This window comes from Saccharopolyspora sp. NPDC047091 (assembly GCF_040643635.1).
Taxonomy (GTDB): domain Bacteria; phylum Actinomycetota; class Actinomycetes; order Mycobacteriales; family Pseudonocardiaceae; genus Saccharopolyspora_C.
The window spans coordinates 54,406-73,557 of sequence record NZ_JBEYUS010000028.1; the positions used below are offsets into that span (position 1 = coordinate 54,406).

20 protein-coding genes are annotated in these 19,152 nt (G+C 71.1%); 14 read left to right on the forward strand and 6 right to left on the reverse strand.

Features of this window, described 5'->3' with window-relative positions:
* Nucleotides 1–150: 150 nt before the first annotated feature.
* Nucleotides 151–429 carry a GlsB/YeaQ/YmgE family stress response membrane protein gene (locus tag ABZ805_RS14785; RefSeq protein ID WP_358439612.1) on the reverse strand — a complete coding sequence of 93 codons (279 nt, stop codon included), beginning with the start codon at nucleotides 427–429 and terminating at the stop codon, nucleotides 151–153.
* A gap of 163 nt (nucleotides 430–592) precedes the next feature.
* On the opposite strand from ABZ805_RS14785, the gene dxr reads away from it, so the two are divergent.
* From dxr to ABZ805_RS14835, 10 genes are all read left to right on the forward strand, one after another.
* Entirely contained in the window at nucleotides 593–1,891 is a 1,299-nt protein-coding gene (gene dxr / locus ABZ805_RS14790; RefSeq protein WP_358439615.1) for a 1-deoxy-D-xylulose-5-phosphate reductoisomerase, read from the forward strand.
* Nucleotides 1,891–3,174: a site-2 protease family protein gene (locus tag ABZ805_RS14795; protein ID WP_358439618.1), complete on the forward strand. Its 1,284-nt coding sequence runs from the start codon at nucleotides 1,891–1,893 to the stop codon at nucleotides 3,172–3,174. The genes dxr and ABZ805_RS14795 overlap by 1 nt, the downstream gene beginning before the upstream one ends.
* Before the next feature lie 295 nt (nucleotides 3,175–3,469).
* On the forward strand, nucleotides 3,470–4,627 hold the full coding sequence (gene ispG, locus ABZ805_RS14800; protein ID WP_358439620.1) for a flavodoxin-dependent (E)-4-hydroxy-3-methylbut-2-enyl-diphosphate synthase: 1,158 nt from the start codon (nucleotides 3,470–3,472) through the stop codon (nucleotides 4,625–4,627).
* 505 nt (nucleotides 4,628–5,132) lie between these two features.
* Nucleotides 5,133–5,969 carry a GNAT family N-acetyltransferase gene (locus ABZ805_RS14805; RefSeq protein ID WP_358439623.1) on the forward strand — a complete coding sequence of 279 codons (837 nt, stop codon included), beginning with the start codon at nucleotides 5,133–5,135 and terminating at the stop codon, nucleotides 5,967–5,969.
* Nucleotides 5,970–6,109: 140 nt separating this feature from the next.
* Nucleotides 6,110–7,945 carry a penicillin-binding transpeptidase domain-containing protein gene (locus ABZ805_RS14810; RefSeq protein ID WP_358439626.1) on the forward strand — a complete coding sequence of 612 codons (1,836 nt, stop codon included), beginning with the start codon at nucleotides 6,110–6,112 and terminating at the stop codon, nucleotides 7,943–7,945.
* An 84-nt stretch (nucleotides 7,946–8,029) separates the two neighbouring features.
* Nucleotides 8,030–8,287, forward strand: a complete 258-nt coding sequence (locus tag ABZ805_RS14815; protein ID WP_358439628.1) for a type II toxin-antitoxin system prevent-host-death family antitoxin — start codon at nucleotides 8,030–8,032, stop codon at nucleotides 8,285–8,287.
* The gene (locus ABZ805_RS14820) at nucleotides 8,284–8,676 is read left to right on the forward strand and encodes a PIN domain-containing protein (protein ID WP_358439631.1); all 393 of its coding nucleotides are present in this window, start codon (nucleotides 8,284–8,286) and stop codon (nucleotides 8,674–8,676) included. Before ABZ805_RS14815 ends, ABZ805_RS14820 begins: the two co-directional genes overlap by 4 nt.
* A gap of 63 nt (nucleotides 8,677–8,739) precedes the next feature.
* Complete coding sequence (gene map / locus ABZ805_RS14825) at nucleotides 8,740–9,597, forward strand: type I methionyl aminopeptidase (protein WP_358439634.1); 858 nt, start codon at nucleotides 8,740–8,742, stop codon at nucleotides 9,595–9,597.
* On the forward strand, nucleotides 9,594–11,126 hold the full coding sequence (locus ABZ805_RS14830) for a cobyric acid synthase (RefSeq protein WP_358439637.1): 1,533 nt from the start codon (nucleotides 9,594–9,596) through the stop codon (nucleotides 11,124–11,126). The genes map and ABZ805_RS14830 overlap by 4 nt, the downstream gene beginning before the upstream one ends.
* 19 nt (nucleotides 11,127–11,145) lie before the next feature.
* Nucleotides 11,146–11,415, forward strand: coding sequence for a type II toxin-antitoxin system prevent-host-death family antitoxin (locus ABZ805_RS14835; RefSeq protein ID WP_358439640.1), 270 nt, complete (start codon nucleotides 11,146–11,148; stop codon nucleotides 11,413–11,415).
* Here the strand turns inward: ABZ805_RS14835 and ABZ805_RS14840 are convergent.
* Nucleotides 11,382–12,080, reverse strand: coding sequence for a FadR/GntR family transcriptional regulator (locus ABZ805_RS14840; RefSeq protein ID WP_358439643.1), 699 nt, complete (start codon nucleotides 12,078–12,080; stop codon nucleotides 11,382–11,384). The two genes, ABZ805_RS14835 and ABZ805_RS14840, sit on opposite strands and share 34 nt — an antisense overlap.
* A 139-nt stretch (nucleotides 12,081–12,219) precedes the next feature.
* On the opposite strand from ABZ805_RS14840, the gene ABZ805_RS14845 reads away from it, so the two are divergent.
* Nucleotides 12,220–13,470: an MFS transporter gene (locus ABZ805_RS14845; RefSeq protein WP_358439646.1), complete on the forward strand. Its 1,251-nt coding sequence runs from the start codon at nucleotides 12,220–12,222 to the stop codon at nucleotides 13,468–13,470.
* A 220-nt stretch (nucleotides 13,471–13,690) separates the two neighbouring features.
* On the opposite strand, the gene ABZ805_RS14850 is transcribed toward ABZ805_RS14845, so the two are convergent.
* On the reverse strand, nucleotides 13,691–14,293 hold the full coding sequence (locus ABZ805_RS14850; RefSeq protein ID WP_358439648.1) for a TetR/AcrR family transcriptional regulator: 603 nt from the start codon (nucleotides 14,291–14,293) through the stop codon (nucleotides 13,691–13,693).
* Nucleotides 14,294–14,406: 113 nt separating this feature from the next.
* Between ABZ805_RS14850 and ABZ805_RS14855 the strand changes: the two genes are divergently transcribed.
* The gene (locus ABZ805_RS14855; RefSeq protein WP_358439651.1) at nucleotides 14,407–15,195 is read left to right on the forward strand and encodes an MBL fold metallo-hydrolase; all 789 of its coding nucleotides are present in this window, start codon (nucleotides 14,407–14,409) and stop codon (nucleotides 15,193–15,195) included.
* 52 nt (nucleotides 15,196–15,247) lie between these two features.
* On the opposite strand, the gene ABZ805_RS14860 is transcribed toward ABZ805_RS14855, so the two are convergent.
* Nucleotides 15,248–15,463: a hypothetical protein gene (locus tag ABZ805_RS14860; protein ID WP_358439654.1), complete on the reverse strand. Its 216-nt coding sequence runs from the start codon at nucleotides 15,461–15,463 to the stop codon at nucleotides 15,248–15,250.
* Nucleotides 15,464–15,616: 153 nt separating this feature from the next.
* Here ABZ805_RS14860 and ABZ805_RS14865 point away from each other — a divergent pair, with 153 nt between their 5' ends.
* Nucleotides 15,617–16,480: a helix-turn-helix transcriptional regulator gene (locus tag ABZ805_RS14865; protein WP_358439656.1), complete on the forward strand. Its 864-nt coding sequence runs from the start codon at nucleotides 15,617–15,619 to the stop codon at nucleotides 16,478–16,480.
* Nucleotides 16,477–16,674 (forward strand): DUF397 domain-containing protein, encoded by a 198-nt coding sequence (locus ABZ805_RS14870; protein WP_358439658.1) that lies wholly within the window; start codon nucleotides 16,477–16,479, stop codon nucleotides 16,672–16,674. The genes ABZ805_RS14865 and ABZ805_RS14870 overlap by 4 nt, the downstream gene beginning before the upstream one ends.
* Nucleotides 16,675–16,772: 98 nt before the next feature.
* Here ABZ805_RS14870 and ABZ805_RS14875 read toward each other — a convergent pair whose 3' ends face one another.
* Together ABZ805_RS14875 and ABZ805_RS14880 are read right to left on the reverse strand one after the other, a co-directional pair.
* Nucleotides 16,773–17,273 (reverse strand): metallophosphoesterase, encoded by a 501-nt coding sequence (locus tag ABZ805_RS14875; protein WP_358439661.1) that lies wholly within the window; start codon nucleotides 17,271–17,273, stop codon nucleotides 16,773–16,775.
* A gap of 2 nt (nucleotides 17,274–17,275) precedes the next feature.
* Nucleotides 17,276–18,679 carry a mycothione reductase gene (locus ABZ805_RS14880; protein ID WP_358439677.1) on the reverse strand — a complete coding sequence of 468 codons (1,404 nt, stop codon included), beginning with the start codon at nucleotides 18,677–18,679 and terminating at the stop codon, nucleotides 17,276–17,278.
* Nucleotides 18,680–19,152: the final 473 nt, after the last annotated feature.

A 19,152-nucleotide genomic window follows, 5' to 3' on the forward strand; every position in this document is an offset into this window, starting at 1 on the left:
CCTGCTACTCGGCGCGGCACGCGCCACGCGTAGGCCATCTTCGCATAGGGCGGGTGCGCGCCGGTGCCCTGGTGACGCACCCCCGCCACAGCGCAAAGCCGCGGAACGGGCGAACCCGTTCCGCGGCTTCCTGGGAGTGGACGGAGAGCGCTAGCCCCCCTTGGCGGCCTTCCCGGTCCGGCCGACGATCAGCCGGTAGATGCCCAGCACGATGATCGAACCGACGATGGCCAGCAGCCACGTCCGCCACGACCAGAAGCTGTCCAGCCCGACGTTGAACACCCACTTCCCGATCAGGCCGCCGACGAAAGCCCCGACCACACCGAGCAGCAAGGTGACGAGGATCCCGCCCGGATCCTTGCCCGGCATGATCAACTTGGCGATGGCGCCCACGATCAACCCGAGAACGATCCATCCGATGATGCCCATGGCGCTACCCCTTCCTGCCTGGTGAGTGGACGCTGTGCCAGCGGCGCTGACCGCTGGTCCAGGCGTCCGATGCCCGGGGCCTACCCCCCGATCGTGACGCTGATCGCGGGTTCGCGCACCGCGAGCGACCGGTGGGCGCCTCCTTCGGGAAGAATGGCGGGTGATGGACACCGCGACCCCCGCCTCGAGCGCGCGCCCCGAATCCCCCGTCCCCAGCGGCCAGGCAGGTGCCGCCGAGCCGAACGCCGCGCGCGGGACCCCGCGCAGCGTGCTGATCCTCGGGTCGACGGGGTCGATCGGAACCCAGGCGCTGGACGTGATCCGGAACAACCCCGGCCGGTTCCGCGTCGCGGGCCTCGCCGCCGGGGGCAGCGACCCGGCCGCGCTGGCCGCGCAGGCGCTGGAGTTCGACGTCGACGCGGTCGCCGTCGCCAAGGGCACCGCGGCCGAGGACGTGCAGCTGGCGCTGTACGCGGAGGCGCAGCGGCTCGGCTACTCCACCGGCGGGTTCCGGCTGCCGCGGCTGCTCGCCGGGCCGGAGTCGACGACCGAGCTGGTGCAGAGCACCCCGGCCGACGTGGTGCTCAACGCGGTGGACGGTTCGCGCGGGCTGAAGCCGACGCTGGCCGCGCTGGAGACGGGTGCGACCCTGGCGCTGGCGAACAAGGAATCGCTGGTCGCGGGCGGTTCGCTGGTGCTGCGGGCGGCGAAGCCCGGCCAGATCGTGCCGGTCGACTCCGAGCACTCCGCGCTGGCGCAGTGCCTGGCGGGCGGCCGGGCCGACGAGGTGGACCGGCTGGTGCTGACCGCCTCCGGCGGGCCGTTCCGCGGCCGCACCCGGCAGGAACTAGCGGGCGTCACGCTGGAGCAGGCGCTCAAGCATCCGACCTGGGCGATGGGCACCGTCGTCACGATCAACTCGGCGACGCTGGTGAACAAGGGCCTGGAGCTGATCGAGGCGCGGCTGCTGTTCGACGTCGACTACGACCGGATCGACGTGGTGGTGCACCCGCAGTCGATCGTGCACTCCATGGTCACCTTCGTGGACGGGTCGACGCTGGCGCAGGCCAGCCCGCCGAACATGCGGCTGCCGATCGCGCTGGGCCTGGACTGGCCGAACCGGATCGCGAAGGCCGCGCCGCCGCTGTCGTTCACCGAGGCCTCCTCGTGGACGTTCGAGCCGCTCGACGACGAGGCGTTCCCCGCGGTCTCGCTGGCCCGGCACGCCGGTTCCACCGGCGGCTGCCTGCCCGCGATCTTCAACGCGGCGAACGAGGAGGCGCTGGCCGCGTTCGTCGGAGGAAACAGTGGTTTCACCGGCATCGTGCAGACTGTGGAGCGGACCCTCGCGGCGGCCGACCAGTGGCGCGGTGAACCGCAGGGCGTGGACGAGGTCTTCGCAGCAGAGGAGTGGGCCCGAGTGAAATCCCGCGAGCTCGTAGCGGCAGGGAAGGTGCAGTGATGCTGGTCATCGTCGGCATCGTCCTGTTCTTCGTCGGACTGCTGCTGTCCATCGCCTGGCATGAGCTCGGTCACCTGCTCACCGCGAAGCTGTTCGGCGTCAAGGTCACCCAGTACATGGTCGGCTTCGGCCGCACCGTCTGGTCCCGCAAGCCGGGGGAGACCGAGTACGGGGTGAAGCTGATCCCGTTCGGCGGCTTCATCCGCATGATCGGCATGTTCCCGCCGAAGCGGGACGAGGAGTACGGGCGCACCGCCTCCTCCGCGCCGTGGCGCGTGATGATCGAGGACGCCCGGGAGGCCGCCGCCGAGGAGGTCACCCCGGAGGACGCGCACCGGCAGTTCTACCAGCGCGCACCGTGGAAGCGGATCATCGTGATGGCCGCCGGGCCGATCATGAACCTGATCCTCGCGGTGCTCATCTTCGCCGGCATCCTGATGGGCTACGGCAAGCCCGAGCTCACCACCACCGTCTCGTCCATCAGCGAGTGCGTGGTGTCCGCCGACGCGCAGGACAAGGGCACCTGCCCGCCCGGTGCGCCGCCGTCGCCCGCCGCGGCCGCCGACTTCCGGCCCGGCGACCGGATCGTCGAGTTCAACGGCACGCCCTACACGTCGTGGACCGAGCTGCAGAAGGCCATCCGCGCCTCGTCCGGCTCGGTGCCGATCGTGGTGGAGCGCGACGGGAAGCCGGTGACCCTGCACGCCGACCTGATCCAGGACAAGCGGCCCGCGCTGGACGACCCGAAGCGGACCGAGGTCGTCGGGTTCCTCGGCCTCACCCCGGACCAGGTGCTGGTGCGCCAGGACGTCGGTGGCGTGGCCCGCACGATCGGCGGGTTCGTCAGCCTCACCGCGCAGAAGATCGTGGAGCTGCCGCAGCGGGTGCCGGACCTCATATCGGCCATCGGCGGTCAGGAGCGCTCCGCGGACTCGCCGGTGGGCATCGTGGGCGCCAGCCGCATCGGCGGCGAGGTGCTGTCGATGGACGACGTGTCGGTGGCGTCGCGGCTGATCACGATGCTGAACCTGCTGGCCGCGGTGAACCTCTCGCTGTTCGTGATGAACATGCTGCCGATCCTGCCGCTGGACGGCGGGCACATCGCCGGTGCGCTGTGGGAATCGGTGCGCCGCGGCTTCGCGAAGCTGGCGCGCAGGCCGGACCCGGGCCCGTTCGACACGGCGCGGCTGATGCCGCTGGCCTACGGCGTGACGTTGCTCTTCATCGCCTACTCGCTGCTGGTGCTGGTCGCCGACGTGGTGAACCCGGTGACGTTGATGTAGTGCCGCCGCGTGAACCGCCGGTGAACGGTGGGCGGCGCTGCGCCGGATGCCCACCGGTGATCACGTTGGGTGATCGTGCCAGGGGTGAACCTTGCCCGTCCGGGGGAGTGGCTATCGGTATCGTGGGTCGGGGAACGGCGCGCGCCGGGTACCCGGAAGTCCGCCGGGGACTCGCCGGAGCGGTGGCGAGGAACTCGCCGCCGAGCCGTTCCGGCCGCCGGGGCGCGGTACCAACCGCCTCGTCCCGCTGACATTCACGAGCGCATCCGCGCAGCGCAAAGGTGGAGAGGAATCGATGACCGTCGATCTGGGCATGCCCGCAGCACCCGCCCCGACACTGGGCGAACGGCGCAAGACCCGGCAACTGCAGGTCGGTGCGGTCGGAGTGGGTAGCGACCACCCCATCTCCGTGCAGAGCATGACCACCACCAACACCGCCGACATCAACGGCACGCTGCAGCAGATCGCGGAGCTCACCGCGTCCGGCTGCGACATCGTGCGGGTGGCCTGCCCCAGCGCCGACGACGCCGAAGCCCTGCCCGCGATCGCGCAGAAGTCCAAGATCCCGGTGATCGCGGACATCCACTTCCAGCCGAAGTACGTGTTCGCGGCCATCGAAGCGGGCTGCGCGGCCGTCCGGGTCAACCCGGGCAACATCCGCAAGTTCGACGACCAGGTCAAGGAGATCGCGCAGGCAGCCAAGGACCACGGCACGCCGATCCGGATCGGCGTCAACGCCGGCTCCCTCGACCCGCGGCTGATGAAGAAGTACGGCAAGGCCGTGCCGGAGGCGCTCGCCGAATCGGCCATGTGGGAAGCGGGCCTGTTCGCCGAGCACGACTTCCACGACATCAAGATCTCGGTGAAGCACAACGACCCGGTCGTGATGGTGCGCGCCTACGAGATCCTCGCCGAGCAGTGCGACTACCCGCTGCACCTCGGCGTCACCGAGGCCGGTCCCGCGTTCCAGGGCACGATCAAGTCGGCGGTCGCGTTCGGTTCCCTGCTGCGCCAGGGCATCGGGGACACGATCCGCGTCTCGCTGTCGGCGCCGCCGGTCGAGGAGATCAAGGTCGGCACCCAGATCCTGCAGTCGCTGAACCTGCGCCCGCGCAAGCTGGAGATCGTCTCCTGCCCGTCCTGCGGGCGCGCCCAGGTCGACGTCTACACCCTCGCGGAGGAGGTCACGGCCGGGCTGGAGGGCATGGAGGTGCCGCTGCGCGTCGCGGTCATGGGCTGCGTCGTGAACGGTCCCGGCGAGGCCCGCGAAGCCGACCTCGGCGTCGCCTCCGGCAACGGCAAGGGCCAGATCTTCGTCAAGGGCGAGGTCATCAAGACCGTGCCCGAGGCCAAGATCGTGGAGACGCTGATCGAAGAGGCCATGCGCATCGCCGAGTCGATGGAAGGCGCCGAGGAGCAGGGCGAAGGCGCCCCGGTCGTCACGGTGGGCTGATCTTCTCTTCTTGCTTCGTGGGGTGGGTTGCGGAACCTCGGCCGTCCCCTCGCTGCGGGATCGATTTCCCGAGTGGCTCCGCCGCACGTGACATCGCCGTCCTCGCGAGGGAACAGCTGAGAACCCGCTGCGGTGCCGGTGGCGTGCGTGGTCGTCGGCTCAGCGGCTTCGCCGCTGACGGGAAACGGCCCCGGCCGCACCGCGGGTTCTGGGACGGGTCGTCGGGGGATCGCCCGCCGGCGCGTGGTCGAGGCGCCCGCGCGCGGGTTCGAAGATCGTTGGCGCGGTCCGCGGGAGATCCCGGGCCCGTCGGGAGCACCCGGCGGGCCTGGTTCGTTCGTGGGCGGTTCGTCCGGAGTCAGCGGCGTGCTGGTCGACACGGAGCGTCAGTTGCGCTCGCGGCGGGCCCGCCGACACTGCGCCGTTCGAGTGATACCCGGACGGATTGTGCTGGGTACGCCGGGTAGGGGAGCCTGCGGCCTGCGCCGTCTGGCAGTCTTTACCCGTGCTGAAGCTCGTCGGAGCCCGCCTGCTGGAGGATCGGGACGCGGCCCAGGTTCGTACCGCACTGGGCAGGGACCCCGTCGCGGCCTGCATGGTGGCCTCCCGCGTCGAGGCGGCCGGGTTACGCCCGAGCAGGCTCGGCGGCGAGGTGTGGGGCTACGGCGCCAGGCTCGAAGGGTTGTGCTTCTCCGGCGTCAACCTGATGCCGCTGTCCGGTGGTCCGGACGCGATGCGCGCCTTCGCCGACCGGGTGCTGCGCCGCCGCCGGGTGTGCTCCTCGCTCGTCGGCCCGGCCGAGCAGGTGCTGGGGCTGTGGGACGAGCTGTCCGGCCAGTGGGGGCCCGCGCGCGAGATCCGCGAGGAGCAGCCGCTGCTCGTGCTCACCGGCGCCCCCGCCGTCCGGCCCGACCAGCAGGTGCGCCAGGTCCGGCCGGAGGAGCTGGATCGATACCTGCCCGCCGCGATCGCCATGTTCACCGAAGAGGTCGGCATCGACCCGTCCCGCGACGGCGGCGCCGCCGGGTACCGGGCCCGGGTCGCCGAGCTGATCGCCGCCGGCCGGGCCTTCGCCCGGTTCGAGAACGGCGAGGTCGTGTTCAAGGCGGAGATCGGCGCGATGTCGCAGGCCGCCGGCCAGATCCAGGGCGTGTGGGTGCATCCGGACAAGCGCAGCTCCGGGCTCGGCACCGCGGGCACCGCAGCCGTCGCCGACCGCCTCGTCCGCGGGCTGGGGCGCGCCGCGAGCCTCTACGTGAACGGCTTCAACATCGCCGCCCGGATCGCCTACAACAAGGTCGGCTTCCAGCAGCTGGGCACCTTCAGCACGATCCTGTTCTGAGCGCCCGGCCGCCGTCGCGCGCACGCTCATCGCCGGGCGACTCGGCCGTTCGCAGCAGGGCGCGTGGTGATCGGGGGATTCCCCGCAGAGGAACGGGTGGAGGCGTCGGGGCCGTCGCGGTCTTCGGCATACTCCCGGGGGTGCGTTCCTCACGGATCTTCCCCCAGCGGCGCTCGCGGGCGAGGCTGCTCGCCGCGTGCACCGGACTGGCGCTGACCCTGCCCGTCTCGGGCTGCGGCCTGTTCGAATCCGGGCCGTCCGCCCAGGAGGTCGCGACGGCGTTCCTGAACACCTTCGCGGCCGGGGACACCGCGGGCGCGGCCGGCCGGACCGACGCCCCGGAGCAGGCGCGGCAGGCCCTCGACGACGCGCGCAGCGGGCTGTCCCCGCAGGCGGTCCGGTTCGACGTCACCCGGGTCGCGGAGGACGAAGGCGGCGCTCCGGCGCGCGCCACGTTCGACGCGAACTGGGACCTCGGCGACGGCCGGGCCTGGCAGTACCAGGGCGCGCTGGAACTCACCGAATCCGACCAGGGCTGGCAGGTGCACTGGGCACCGTCGGTGCTGCACCCGAAGCTCGCCGAGGGCCAGCGGCTCGTGTTCGACGAGCAGCGGCCGGAACCGCAGCCGGTGCTCGACCGCGAAGGCACTGAGCTGATGCGGCCGGAGCAGATCGTCACCGTCAGCCTCGACCCGCAGGCCGCGGGCGACGTGCCCGGCGTGGCGGAGCGGCTCGCCGCCGGGCTGCAGCCGGTGGACCCGGAGATCACCCGGCAGACCATCGTGGACGGCGTGAACCGCACCGAACCCGGTCAGCCGTACGTGGTGGTGTCGCTGCGGCAGGCCGACTACGACCAGGTTCGCCCGGCGATCTACGACCTGCCCGGGGTGCGGTTCCCGGCGCAGACGAAGCTGGTGACCGCCGAGCGCGGGTACGCGGCGCAAGCCCTGGCGGGGGTGTCGCAGCAGGTCGACGAGCAGGTCACGGCGAACGCGGGCTGGAACGTGCACACCGCCGACGCGAACGGCGCCCCGCTCGAAGTGCTGCAGGAGCAGCCGTCCCGGCCGGTGGACCAGGTGCGCACCACGCTCAGCGACCGCACCCAGCGGGCCGCCGAGCAGGCCGTGGACCCGGTGCCGCAGGCCGCGATGATCGTCGCGATGCAGCCCTCCACCGGCGACGTGCTGGCGGTGGCGCAGAACGATCCGGCCGACGCGCAGGGCGCCCCGGCGCTGAGCGGTCAGTTCCCGCCCGGCTCCACCTTCAAGATCGCGACCGCGGCGGCCGGTCTGGAGGCGGGCAAGGTGACCGTGGACCAGCCGGTGGAGTGCCCGGCCAGCAAGGTGTTCGACGGCCGGACCATCCCGAACGACAAGGACTTCGACCTGGGCGTGGTGCCGTTGCGCACCGCGTTCGCGAAGTCGTGCAACACCACGTTCGCGCAGCTCGCGGTGGACCTGCCCGCGCAGGCGCTGACCGACATGGCCCAGCAGCTCGGCGTCGGCGTGGACTTCGACGTGCCCGGCATCACCACGATCACCGGGCAGGCCCCGCCCGCCGAGAACACCACCGGCCGGGCCGCGAACGGTTTCGGGCAGGGCACCGTGCTGGCCAGCCCGTTCGGGATGGCGCTGGCCTCGGCGACGGTCGCGAACGGGTCGATGCCCACTCCGAAGCTGATCGAGGGCGCCGAGACGAAGGCCGATGCGCAGGTGGCACCGCTGTCGCCGAAGGTGCTCGACCAGCTGCGGCCGATGATGCGCGAGGTCGTGCTGTCCGGGACGGCCACCGGCGTCGCCGGGGAGGGCGAGGTCGCGGGCAAGACCGGGACCGCGCAGTTCGGTGACGGCACGCACGCGCACGGCTGGTTCGTCGGCTACCGCGGCGATCTGGCGTTCGCGGTGCTGCTGGAGGACTCGGGCGAGTCGAAGCCCGCGGTGCAGGTGGCGCAGAGCTTCCTGTCGAACGTGCCCTGATCCGCCGTGCTGCTCGCGGGACGGGTCGAGATCATCCGATCGTGCGACGAGGCGGGACGATCTCCTGGTGCTACTTTGTAGCGCATGGAGCGGATCGGGGTGCGCGAGCTGCGGCAGCACGCGAGCCGGTACCTGCGCCGGGTGGCGACCGGGGAATCGATCGTGATCACCGATCGCGGGCGCACGGTCGCCGTCCTCACCCCGCCGTCCCGCGAGCGCTCGCTGTACGACGAGCTGATCGCCGCCGGGGAGCTCATCCCCGGCGACGGCGGTGAGCTGCCGGAGCCGCTCGACGAGGACGGTCCGCTCGGCGACGACCGAGGTGAACAGGAGCGGCCTTGATCTACTTCGATTCCTCCGCGCTGGTGAAGCTGATCGCTCCCGAACCGGAGAGCAAGGCGCTCAGCGACTGGGTGCGGGACCGCCTGGAACAGCCCCGCATCACCAGCGCCCTCTCCCAGGTGGACGTGCTGCGCGGGTTCCGCGAGCAGGGGCCCGCGATCGAGGACCTGGCCACGATCGTGCTGTCGAAGCTGGACCGGCTGCCGGTGAAGCAGGACGTGCTGGACGCCGCGGTCGCGCTGCGGTCGAAGGTGAACCCGGTGGCGGCGATCCACCTCGCCTCCGCCTGCAAGCTCCGCGAAGGCCTGCACGCCTACGTCTCCTACGACGAGGAGCTGCTGGCCGCGGCCGCGGAGGAAGGTCTCACCACCGCGTCGCCAGGCGCTTGACCAGCGGAGATCGTGCGCGGGGCGGGGCGGTGGAGGCCGAACGGCACGTTCTAGAGTGAGGGCATGCCCGTACGCGCACCGTTGCAGCCAGGAGTCCAGACGCCCCGCCGGCCGGTGCCGGTGACGATCGAGCGGCCCGAGTACGTCGACAAGCCCGCGCCGCGGCGCAACACCGACCCGGACGTGCAGCCGCCCGAGGTGATCGAGGCGATGCGGGTGGCGGGCAGGCTCGCCGCGCAGGCGCTGGAGCTGGCGGGCAAGACGGCCCAGCCGGGCGTGACCACGGACCGCGTGGACGAGGTCGTGCACGAGTTCTTCGTGGACCACGGCGTGTACCCGTCGACGCTCGGCTACCGCGGTTTCCCGAAGTCCTGCTGCACCTCGCTGAACGAGGTGATCTGCCACGGCATCCCGGACTCGACGGTGATCGAGGACGGCGACATCGTCAACGTCGACGTCACCGGATTCGTCGGCGGCGTGCACGGCGACACCAACGCGACCTTCATCGCGGGCGAGGCCACCGAAGAGGTGCGGCTGCTGGTGGAGCGCACCCACGAGGCGACGATGCGCGGCATCAAGGCGGCGAAGCCGGGCCGCCAGCTCAACGTGGTCGGGCGGGTCATCGAGTCCTACGCGAAGCGGTTCGGCTACGGCGTGGTGCGCGACTTCACCGGGCACGGCATCGGGCGCTCGTTCCACTCCGGTCTGGTGGTGCTGCACTACGACGAGCCGTCGGTGCAGACCGTGCTGGAGCCGGGCATGACGTTCACCATCGAGCCGATGATCACGCTCGGCACCCACGAGTACGACATGTGGGAGGACGGCTGGACGGTGACCACGCAGGACAAGTCGTGGACCGCCCAGTTCGAGCACACCATCCTGATCACCGAGGACGGCAACGAGATCCTCACCCTGCCGTGAGCGGCCTGCTCGTCGCGGGCACGACCTCGGACGCGGGAAAGAGCGTGCTGGTCGCCGGTATCTGCCGGTGGCTGGCGCGCGAGGGCGTCCGGGTGGCGCCGTTCAAGGCGCAGAACATGTCGAACAACTCCGTCGTGTGCCCGGACGGCGGCGAGATCGGCCGGGCGCAGGCGGTGCAGGCGGCGGCGTGCGGGCTGGCGCCCTCGGTGCGGTTCAACCCGGTGCTGCTCAAGCCGGGCGGGGACCGCACCTCGCAGGTCGTGGTGCTGGGCCGGGTCGCCGGTGAGGTGACGGCGCTGTCCTACCGGGAGCGCAAGGCGGCGCTGCTGGAGGTCGTGTCGGCGACGTTGCAGGAGCTGCGCGGCGAGTACGACCAGGTGATCTGCGAGGGCGCCGGGTCGCCCGCGGAGATCAACCTGCGGGCCACCGACATCGCGAACATGGGCTTGGCGCAGGCGGCGCGGCTGCCGGTGCTGGTGGTCGGCGACATCGACCGGGGCGGGGTGTTCGCCGCGCTCTACGGCACCTTGGCGCTGCTGGACGCGGCGGACCAGGCGCTGGTCACCGGCTTCGTGATCAACAAGTTCCGGGGCGATCCGGCGCTGCTCGAATCCGGGCTGGAGCAGGTGAAGGCGCTGACCGGGCGACCGGTGCAGGGCGTGCTGCCGTGGTCGGAGGAGCTGTGGCTGGACGCGGAGGACTCGCTGTCCTACGTCGCGGACGGCGTGGTGGGCAGCCCGGCGCCGCCGCGCGGTGACCAGTGGCTGCGGGTGGCGGTGCCGAAGCTGCCGCGGATCTCCAACGCCACCGACATCGAGGCGCTGGCCGCGGAACCCGGGGTGGCGGTGCGGTTCGTGACCGAGCCCTCGCGGCTGACCGACGCGGACCTGGTGGTGCTGCCCGGGTCGAAGGCGACCGTCTCGGACCTGGCGTGGCTGCACCGCACCGGGCTGGCGGACGCGGTGCTCGCGCACGCGCGGGCGGGGCTGCCGGTGTTCGGGATCTGCGGTGGGTTCCAGATGCTGTCGCGGCGGATCACCGACGAGGTGGAGTCCGGTGGCGGGGTCGTGGACGGGCTGGGCCTGCTCGACGTGGAGATCGAGTTCGCGGCGGAGAAGACGCTGCGCACCCCGAGCGGCACCGCGTTCGGCGAGCCGATCACCGGCTACGAGATCCACCACGGCGTGCCGGTGCGGCCGGGCGATGAGCTGACGCCGCTGCTGGCGACCGAGTCCGGCCCGGAGGGCGCGGTGTCCGGCGCGGTGGCGGGCACGCACTGGCACGGGCTGTTCGAGAACGACGGGTTCCGCCGCCGGTTCCTCGCGCACGTCGCCGCGCAGGCCGGGCGGGACGGGTTCGCCGCGGCACCGGACGTCTCGTTCGCGGCGCTGCGGGAGGGCCAGCTGGACCTGCTGGGCGATCTGGTGGAGCGGCACCTGGACACCGCCGCGCTGCGACGACTGCTGGAGCGCGGTGCGCCGCCCGGGCTCCCGGTCATCGGACCTGCGGCGGTGCGCGCGGGGGAGTGACGCGGGTAACGTCGCGGGCATGACGACTGAGTTCTCCGCGGAAGAAGCGCAGGCGCGGCTGCCGGAGCTGCTGGACCGCGTGGAATCGGGGGAGGAGATCGTCATCACCCGCTTCGGAGCGCCGTCCGTGGCGCTGCACCGCGCCGGTTCCCGCCGGTCACCGGAGATGGTGAGCGCGGGCGTGCTGACCGCGGCCTGGCTGGCGCCGATCGCCGGTGGCGCGGCCGCGGACGCCGGGTTCGACGTCGGGACCGACTACGCGCCGGGGGACGTCGGCTTCTCCGGCTGAGCGCCGAGCGAGTCGAGCAGTTCGTCGAGGAAGCCGCCCGCTTCGGCGGCGGCTTCGCGCGCGTCACCGGAGCGGACCGCGTCGAGCAGCGCGGTGTGCGAGACCTGGGTGACCGAGGCCGGGTCGAAGGTGGTGGCGACGCTGGACTGCACCGCTTCGCTGATCCCCTCGTAGAGCCCGATCAGCAGCACGTTGTGCGAGGCGGCGACGAGCCGCAGGTGGAACCGGGTGTCCCTGTCGACGACCTGCTCCGGGTCCCGCTGCTCCAGCGCGGCGTCGCGGGCGGTGAGCAGCGCGTCCAGTTCGGCGAGGTCGTCGTCGGTGCGGGCGGCGGCGGCCAGGCGCGCGGCTTCGACTTCGAGGGCGCGGCGCACTTCGAGGATGCGGCGCAGCTCGGAGCCGCAGAGCCGGCGCACCGCACCGGAGAGCTCGTTGGTGGCGCGGACGAAGGTCCCGTCGCCTTGGCGCACTTCGAGCAGCCCGGCGTGGGCGAGGGCGCGCACCGCTTCGCGGACCGTGTTGCGGCCGACGCCGAGCGCGGTCACGAGCTCGGACTCGGTGGGGATGCGTTCCCCCAGCGGCCATTCGCCGGAACTCACCAGGGTGCGCATCTGCGCGATGACCTGCTCGACCAGACCCGTGCGCTGGGTGGTGACCAAAGGCACTGAAGGGTCCTTTCATCCAAACATCCTATGTTTGCCATACTAGGCGGCGATGTCTCCTGAGTCGCACACCCAGCCCCCGATCGACCGAGTTCCCGACGACCGTGTGACCGACCAGGATGCCAGGACGGCGGCGCCAGCCGTGTCCGGTACCCCGGCCGACGACGCCTCCAAGCTGGCCGCGGCCGAGGCGTTGGTGAACGAAGGCGCCGCCGAGGCGATGGCGCCCCGCGGCCGCGCCGTCGCGGGCGGCGGCCTGCTGCTGGCGGGCGTGGCGCTCGCCGCGGCGAACATGCGGCCCGCCGTCACCAGCCTCGCCTCCGTCCTCGGCGAGGTCCGCGATTCGCTGGGTGCGAGCAGCACTTGGGCGAGCATCGTGACCTCGGTGCCGACGCTGTGCTTCGGCCTCGCCGGGATCGGTGCGCCGCTGCTCGCCCGCCGGTGGGGGATGAGCCGGGTGGTGGGCGCCTCGCTGGCGCTGCTGACCGCCGCGATGATCGCCCGCGTGCTCGGCGGCCCGTGGACGCTGCTCGCGGGCACCGTGCTGGTGTGCGCGTCGATCGCGATGTGCAACGTGCTGATCCCCGTCGTGGTGAAGGAGTCCTTCCCCGGGCGGGTCGGCCTGGCCACCGGCCTCTACACGACGGCGATGGCCGCCGGTGGCGCGTCCGGTTCGGCGCTGACCCCGTACCTGAACTCGGCGACCGGTAGCTGGCGGCTGTCGCTGGCGACGTGGATGGTCGTCGCGCTGGCCGCGCTGTGCCTCTGGGTGCCCGGCACCCGCGGGCACGGCTCGAAGGCCGTCGCCACGCCGAAGGGCGAGCGCCGGTCGCTGATGCGCCACCCGCTCGCCTGGCTGATCACCGTCTACTTCGCGATGCAGTCGACCGTCGCCTACGTGGTGATGGGCTGGCTGCCGGAGGTGTTCAAGGGCGCCGGGATGGACGCCACCTCGGCCGGGGCGCTGCTGGGCGTGCTGCTGCTGATCGGCGTGCCGATCAACATGGTGCTGCCGCCGCTGGTGACGCGGACCCGCGGCCAGTCCGGGTGGGCGCTGCTGATGGGCGTGCTCATGTTCGCCGGTCTGCTGGGGCTGCTGGTGGCTCCGCTGGCCGCGCCGGTGCTGTGGGCGGTGCTGATCGGGATCGGGATGAGCGCGTTCCCGCTGGCGCTGGTGATGATCTCGCTGCGCACCCGGAACGCCGCCGACACCGGGCAGCTCTCGGCGATGGCGCAGAGCATCGGCTACCTGATCGCCGCCTCGGGCCCGTTCCTGTTCGGGATGCTGCACGACGTGACGGCGGCCTGGGCGGTGTCGATGGTGGCGCTGCTGGTCATCGTGGTGGTGCAGACGGTCGTCGGCATCCTCGCCGGCCGCCCCCGCACCATCTGAGCCGAGTGAACGGACCGTTCGTCCGATCTAGTTGGGCGAACGGTCCGTTCACTCGCGCCCGGTGGGAGTGAACGGCCCGTTCCGCTGGTTCCGAACGGGCCGTTCGCATGTGTGGGGGCAACGGACCGCTCGTCCGCTCTCGCTGGTCGAACGGGTCGTTCGCTGCGCGGAGTGGGAGTGAACGGACCGTTCGTCCGATCTAGCCGGACCAACGGTCCGTTCACCCGTTGCCGAGGGCGCGGTGGATCGCGCGGTGGGCGCGGTCGACGGCTTGCGGGTCGTGGTGCAGCTGGAGCTCCTGGTTCAACGCCAGGCCGGTGCCGATGATCTCGAAGATGGCCTGCTCGACGTCGAAGTCCGGTGGGAGGTCGCCGCCGTCCACGGCCGCGGTGAACTCGTCGCGCAGCCGTCCGCGCCACTGGGTCCAGCTGGCGGCGACCAGGTCGCGCACTTGGCCGGGCCTGCCGTCGAACTCGCTGGAGGCGGCGGTCAGCAGGCAGCCGCCGGGCAGCTCCAAGTCGGCCAGGAAGTTCACCGAGTTCTCGCAGAGCACGCGCAACCGCGGCATGCCTGCCGGATACCCGGTCGCGGAATCGACCACGCGGTGCCAGAAATTCACGAAGGCGTCGTCCAGCGTCGCGGCCTGCAGGCCTTCCTTGGTGCCGAAGTGCCCGAGCACGCCGGACTTGCTCATCTCCAGCTCGTCGGCGAGGCGCCCGATGGTGACGCCTTCGAGGCCTTCTTCGGAGGCGATCTCGGTGGAGCGCTGGATGATCCTCGCCCGGGTGGCGAGGGCTTCGGCCGCGGAGCGTCGGGGTGACATGCGCTCAGTTTAGCGCCCGCCCGTTCGCTATTGACTTGGCGAACGATCGGACGCTAAATTTCGCCGCGTCGGCAGGCGACCCCATCCGCCGAACGGACGACGAGGAGCACGCGATGCACATCCGGCGCTTGGCCTGGGCGGGCCTGGAGATCGAATCCGGCGGGACGACCCTGGTGATCGACCACGTCCAGCACCCCAACGAACTGTTCGGGCTCCGCGAACCGGGGTCGGAGCTGCCCGCCCCGGCGCCGGGATCGGTGGACGCGGCGCTGGTCACGCACCTGCACCCCGACCACGCCGGGGTGCCCGCCTTGCAGCGGGCGCTGCGCCCCGGGGCGACGGTGCTGCGGCCCGCGCCCTTCGTGGACGTGCTCACCGAGCAGGTGGAGCGCGACCTGAGCACCAGCGGCCTGACCGCCGAGGTGGTGGCCGAGTGGGACTCCCGCGAGGTCGGCCCGTTCCGGATCACTGCGGTGCCCGCTGTCGACGGCCTCGGATCACCGCAGGTCAACTGGGTCGTGGAAGCGGGCGGCAGGCGCGTGCTGCACGGCGGCGACACCCTGTTCCACGGCGCCTGGTGGACCATCGCGCGGCGCTGCGGCCCGTTCGACGCGGTGTTCCTGCCGATCAACGGCCCCGTCGTCGACGACCCCGCCCTGCAGCCGCCGAGCCCGTTCCCGGCGGCACTGACCCCCGAACAGGCGGCGGTCGCGGCGCGCATCCTCGGCGCCCGCGCCGCGGTGCCGATCCACCACGACGACGAGCACCTGATCAAGCCGCCCGGCTACGTCGAAGTGGACGGCCCGGTCGCCGAATTCCGCCGCCACGCCGGAGGAATCGCCCACGTCCTCGATATCGGCGACCGGCTCGACCTCGCGGATCGCACCGCCCTCGTGGAGTGAGCGGCCCGTTCGCCCGACGAGCGGGGGCCGCTCATCGGGCGAGGTCCCGGTGTCAAGAGGAAGGGCGGAGCAGCTCCGCATTGCTGCGGCCCACGGCTCGGGTGAGCTCGCCGAACGCCGCCTCGCTGAAGCTGAGCGTCAGCCCGTCGTCGCCTCGGCCCCGGAAGTCCAACTGCACCGAGCGGTCCGTGTCGATCTCGTAGGAGATCCGGACGTGCTCGGACAGGCACACGTAGGTGTCGCTCTCGACGGCTCGCTGCTCACGCATCCGGGTTCCTCCTGGTCTGCGGTGTCTCGGTACAGTTCACGGAAGATCTTCATGTAAGCCGCATAGTTAGGCTTGTGGGATAAATAGAACACAGGTTGTGGTCTATTGTCGTCCCCTGATCAGGTAGCCAATGGATCAGCCGGAGGAGATTTCGTGCCCACAGGCCGCCAAACCGTCGAACGCCGCCAGCTGGGACTGACGCTCCGCCGACTCCGACGTGAAGCAGGGCTGTCGCAGCAAGAGGCGGCTCGCGCGATCAACCGGCACTACACCCGGATCAGTCATCTTGAATCGGCGAAGGCCTCGCTGAGCATCGATGAGCTCGGGTTGCTGCTCGACCGCTACGGAGTGTCCGACGCTGACCGGGAAACCGTGCTCGCGTTGGGTGCGGTGGCCCGGAAGCGGCAGCGCGGGAAGGGTTACACCGATCAGCTGCCCAAGTCGTTCGAGCGGCTGGCCGACCTGCAAGCCGATGCCGCCGCGATCGGCTTCTACGACACCGGGATCATTCCGGGACTCGCGCAGTCGCAGGACTACGTCGTCGCGTTGATGCGCGCGGCCGATGGGATCTGGTGGGAGGCGTCGGAGGACGAGATCGAACGCAGAGTCGATTTCCGACTTCAGCAGCAGCGACGCGTACTGGAGGCCGAGGAACCGAAGCAGATCGACTTCGTACTGACCGAATCGGCGCTGGACGAAGTGGTCGGGAGCCTGGCGATCATGCGTGGCCAGCTCCTCCACCTTCTCCAGCTCGGTGAACGTCCGTCGGTGAGCGTTCAAGTGCTGAGTAGGACTGCTACCTCCAAGCCTCTCCTTGGAGGCGGTCTCATCACGTTGGACTTCGCAGGGAACGCGCCTCGCATGACCTGCACCACTTCCCACGGCCCCTGTACATACCACGATCAAGAATTGGAAACTGCTCCCATGTTTCGAGCTTGGGAGAGCGTTCGCGAGCTCGCCCTGGACTCGGAGTCGGCTCGTGCCTTGCTCATCGAGAAGCTGAAGGAGCTGAAGTGAGGGCCTACGACACCGGATGGTTCACGAGCAGTCGCAGTGCGGCCTCTTCAAACGCCTGCGTCGAGGTTCGATTGACCGAGCGGGCGGTATCCGTGCGGGATTCCAAGGATCCCGGTGGCGGTGCCTTCACGGTGGACCACCGGGCCTGGTCGGCGTTCCTCCGGCGCCTCACCGCTTTCGACGTCGCCGAGTGAACGGACCGTTCGTCCGATCCAGTTGGGCGAACGGTCCGTTCACTCGTGCCGGGTGGGAGTGAGCGGGCCGTTCGCTCGTGTCCGGGCGAACGGTCCGTTCACCTCGGCGGCAGTTGGTGCAGGGTGAGGTCGGTGAGGACGCCGCCGGTGAGCTCCGCCGTCTGGTAGGTGCAGTGCGGTTGCCTGCGGCGGTCGGTGGGGGAGCCGGGGTTGAGCAGCCGCAGCCCGTTCGGCGTCGTCGAGTCCCACGGGATGTGGCTGTGGCCGAACACGAGCACGTCGGCGTCCGGGAAATCCCGGTCGCAGCGGCGTTCCCGGCCCTGCGCCGCACCCGTCTCGTGGATCATCGCGAAGCGCACGCCTGCCAGTTCCACCCGCGCGACCTCCGGCAGCCGCCGCCGCAGCTCCGCGCCGTCGTTGTTGCCGAAGACGCCGACGAGCCGCGCGCTGCGGGACTCCAGTTCGTCCAGCAGCGGCGGCTCCACCCAATCTCCGGCGTGGAAGACGACGTCGGCGCGCGCCACCTCCTGCCACACCTGCTCGGGCAGCGCCTTCGCGCGCTTCGGCAGGTGGGTGTCGGCGATCAGCAGCAGGCGCACGGTCACTCCGGCTGGAGTTCCAGGCCCAGCAGGGCGTTCTCGATGAGCTCCGGCATCGCCGGGTGGATCCAGTACTGGCCGCGGGCCATCGTGCGCGCGTCCAGACCGAACTGCATCGCCTGGATCAGCGGCTGCAGCAGCGTCGGCGCCTGCGGGCCGATGATGTGCGCACCGAGGATCGCGCCGTCCGACGGATCGGCCAGCAGCTTCAGGAAACCGGTGGAGTCCTCCATCGCCCAGCCGTAGGCGATGTCGCCGTACGCCTGGACCTTCGTGACGTAGTCGACGCCGCGCTCCCGGGCCTCCTGCTCGGTCAGCCCGACCGCCGCGATCTGCGGGGAGGAGAACACCGCGTGCGGCACGTAGGTGTGGTCCGAGTCGATCAGCTCGTCCGGGTGCAGCAGGTTGTGCTGCACCACCCGCATCTCGTGGTTCGCGACGTGCTTGAGCTCGTGGTCCGAGCTGATGTCGCCCAGCGCCCACACGCCGTCCACCGAGGTGCGCTGCTCGGCGTCGACTTCGACCTTGCCGTCCTCGCGGACCTTCAACCCGCCGGCTTGCGCGTCGATCAGGTCCGAGTTCGGGGTGCGGCCGATCGCGACCAGCAGCTCCTCCGCCTCCACGACCTCCGGGCCGTCGGGGCCGTCCAGGTGCAGCCGCACCACGTCGCCGTCCCGCTCCACCGAGGTCTGCTTGCGGTTGAGCCGCACGTCCCAGCGGGCCTGGGCGAGCTCGGTGAACCGCTGCGACACGTCCTCGTCCTCGGCGCGCAGCAGCGCCCCGGAGCGGGCCACCACCGTCACCTCGACGCCCAGCGCCGAGAACACGTGCGCGAACTCGGCGCCGATGAACCCGCTCCCCAGGATGATCATGCGGCGGGGCAGTTCCTCCAGCCGCATCACGCTGTCGCTGGTGTGGAAGCCGACCTGCTCGATGCCCGGCAGGTCCGGCACCGTCGGGCGCCCGCCCGCCGCCACCACGAACCGGTCCGCGGTGATCGTCTCCGGGCCGTCCGCGGTCGCCACGGTGAGTTCCTTCACCCCGGTGAACCGCGCCTCGCCCTGGAACAGCGACACGTTCGGGGAACCCTCGGCCCGGTAGCGGCGGCCGCCGTCGGAGATCGCGTCGATGCGGCCGAAGATCCGGTCCCGGATCTCCCGCCAGCGCACGTCCCGCAGCTCCAGGTCCACGCCCAGCTTCGCGCCGACCCCGGGGCTCGCGGCCGTGTCCGCGGTGTGCACGAACATCTTCGTCGGGATGCAGCCCACGTTCAGGCAGGTGCCGCCGTAGTTCCCGGTGCTGCCGACGCCCTTCTCCACGATCGCGACGTTCCAGTCGGCGAACCGCTCGTCGAGGATCGAATTGCCGGAGCCGCTACCGATGATGATCAGGTCGAAGTGAGGCATGTCCATCCCGTGCTCGTCGTGGGCGCGTGGTGCGCTCGGCGCACCTCGACGTACAACCGCGCGGGGCGCCCGCTGATTCCAGCAGCCTGCCACGGACCACCCGTCGCGCCCCGGCGAGACCCACCGGGCGGATCGGGCGGAACAGTCAGTCCGGACCCCTATTTAACTACCACGTAGGTTTACCCCGGATCTCCTGCTCTGGTCGGTCGACCGCACCCGAGCAAGATCACTAACTTGGTCCTCGCATCGCTGTGCGCAATGCCGGAACGGGTGCGGCCGCACAGCGATCACGGGGAGGCACGAGAAGCAGGGATGACCACCAGGGGGTGTCATCCCTGCTTTTTCCTTGTTTCTGCTGTGTGGGTCGTTCTGCTCGGTGGCTCGAGTAGCGGAACCTCAGCGGCTTCCTCGCTGCGGGATCGTTTTCACCGGTGGCTCCGCCACAGGCGAAAACGCTGTCCTCGCGAGGAAGC

Bases quoted from the DNA above. Each gene is read 5' to 3' on its own strand.
- ABZ805_RS14785 (WP_358439612.1), bottom strand. From the start codon at position 429: ATGGGCATCATCGGATGGATCGTTCTCGGGTTGATCGTGGGCGCCATC.
- dxr (WP_358439615.1), top strand. From the start codon at position 593: ATGGACACCGCGACCCCCGCCTCGAGCGCGCGCCCCGAATCCCCCGTC.
- ABZ805_RS14795 (WP_358439618.1), top strand. From the start codon at position 1,891: ATGCTGGTCATCGTCGGCATCGTCCTGTTCTTCGTCGGACTGCTGCTG.
- ispG (WP_358439620.1), top strand. From the start codon at position 3,470: ATGACCGTCGATCTGGGCATGCCCGCAGCACCCGCCCCGACACTGGGC.
- ABZ805_RS14815 (WP_358439628.1), top strand. From the start codon at position 8,030: ATGGAGCGGATCGGGGTGCGCGAGCTGCGGCAGCACGCGAGCCGGTAC.
- map (WP_358439634.1), top strand. From the start codon at position 8,740: ATGCCCGTACGCGCACCGTTGCAGCCAGGAGTCCAGACGCCCCGCCGG.
- ABZ805_RS14835 (WP_358439640.1), top strand. From the start codon at position 11,146: ATGACGACTGAGTTCTCCGCGGAAGAAGCGCAGGCGCGGCTGCCGGAG.
- ABZ805_RS14850 (WP_358439648.1), bottom strand. From the start codon at position 14,293: ATGTCACCCCGACGCTCCGCGGCCGAAGCCCTCGCCACCCGGGCGAGG.
- ABZ805_RS14855 (WP_358439651.1), top strand. From the start codon at position 14,407: ATGCACATCCGGCGCTTGGCCTGGGCGGGCCTGGAGATCGAATCCGGC.
- ABZ805_RS14860 (WP_358439654.1), bottom strand. From the start codon at position 15,463: ATGCGTGAGCAGCGAGCCGTCGAGAGCGACACCTACGTGTGCCTGTCC.
- ABZ805_RS14880 (WP_358439677.1), bottom strand. From the start codon at position 18,679: ATGCCTCACTTCGACCTGATCATCATCGGTAGCGGCTCCGGCAATTCG.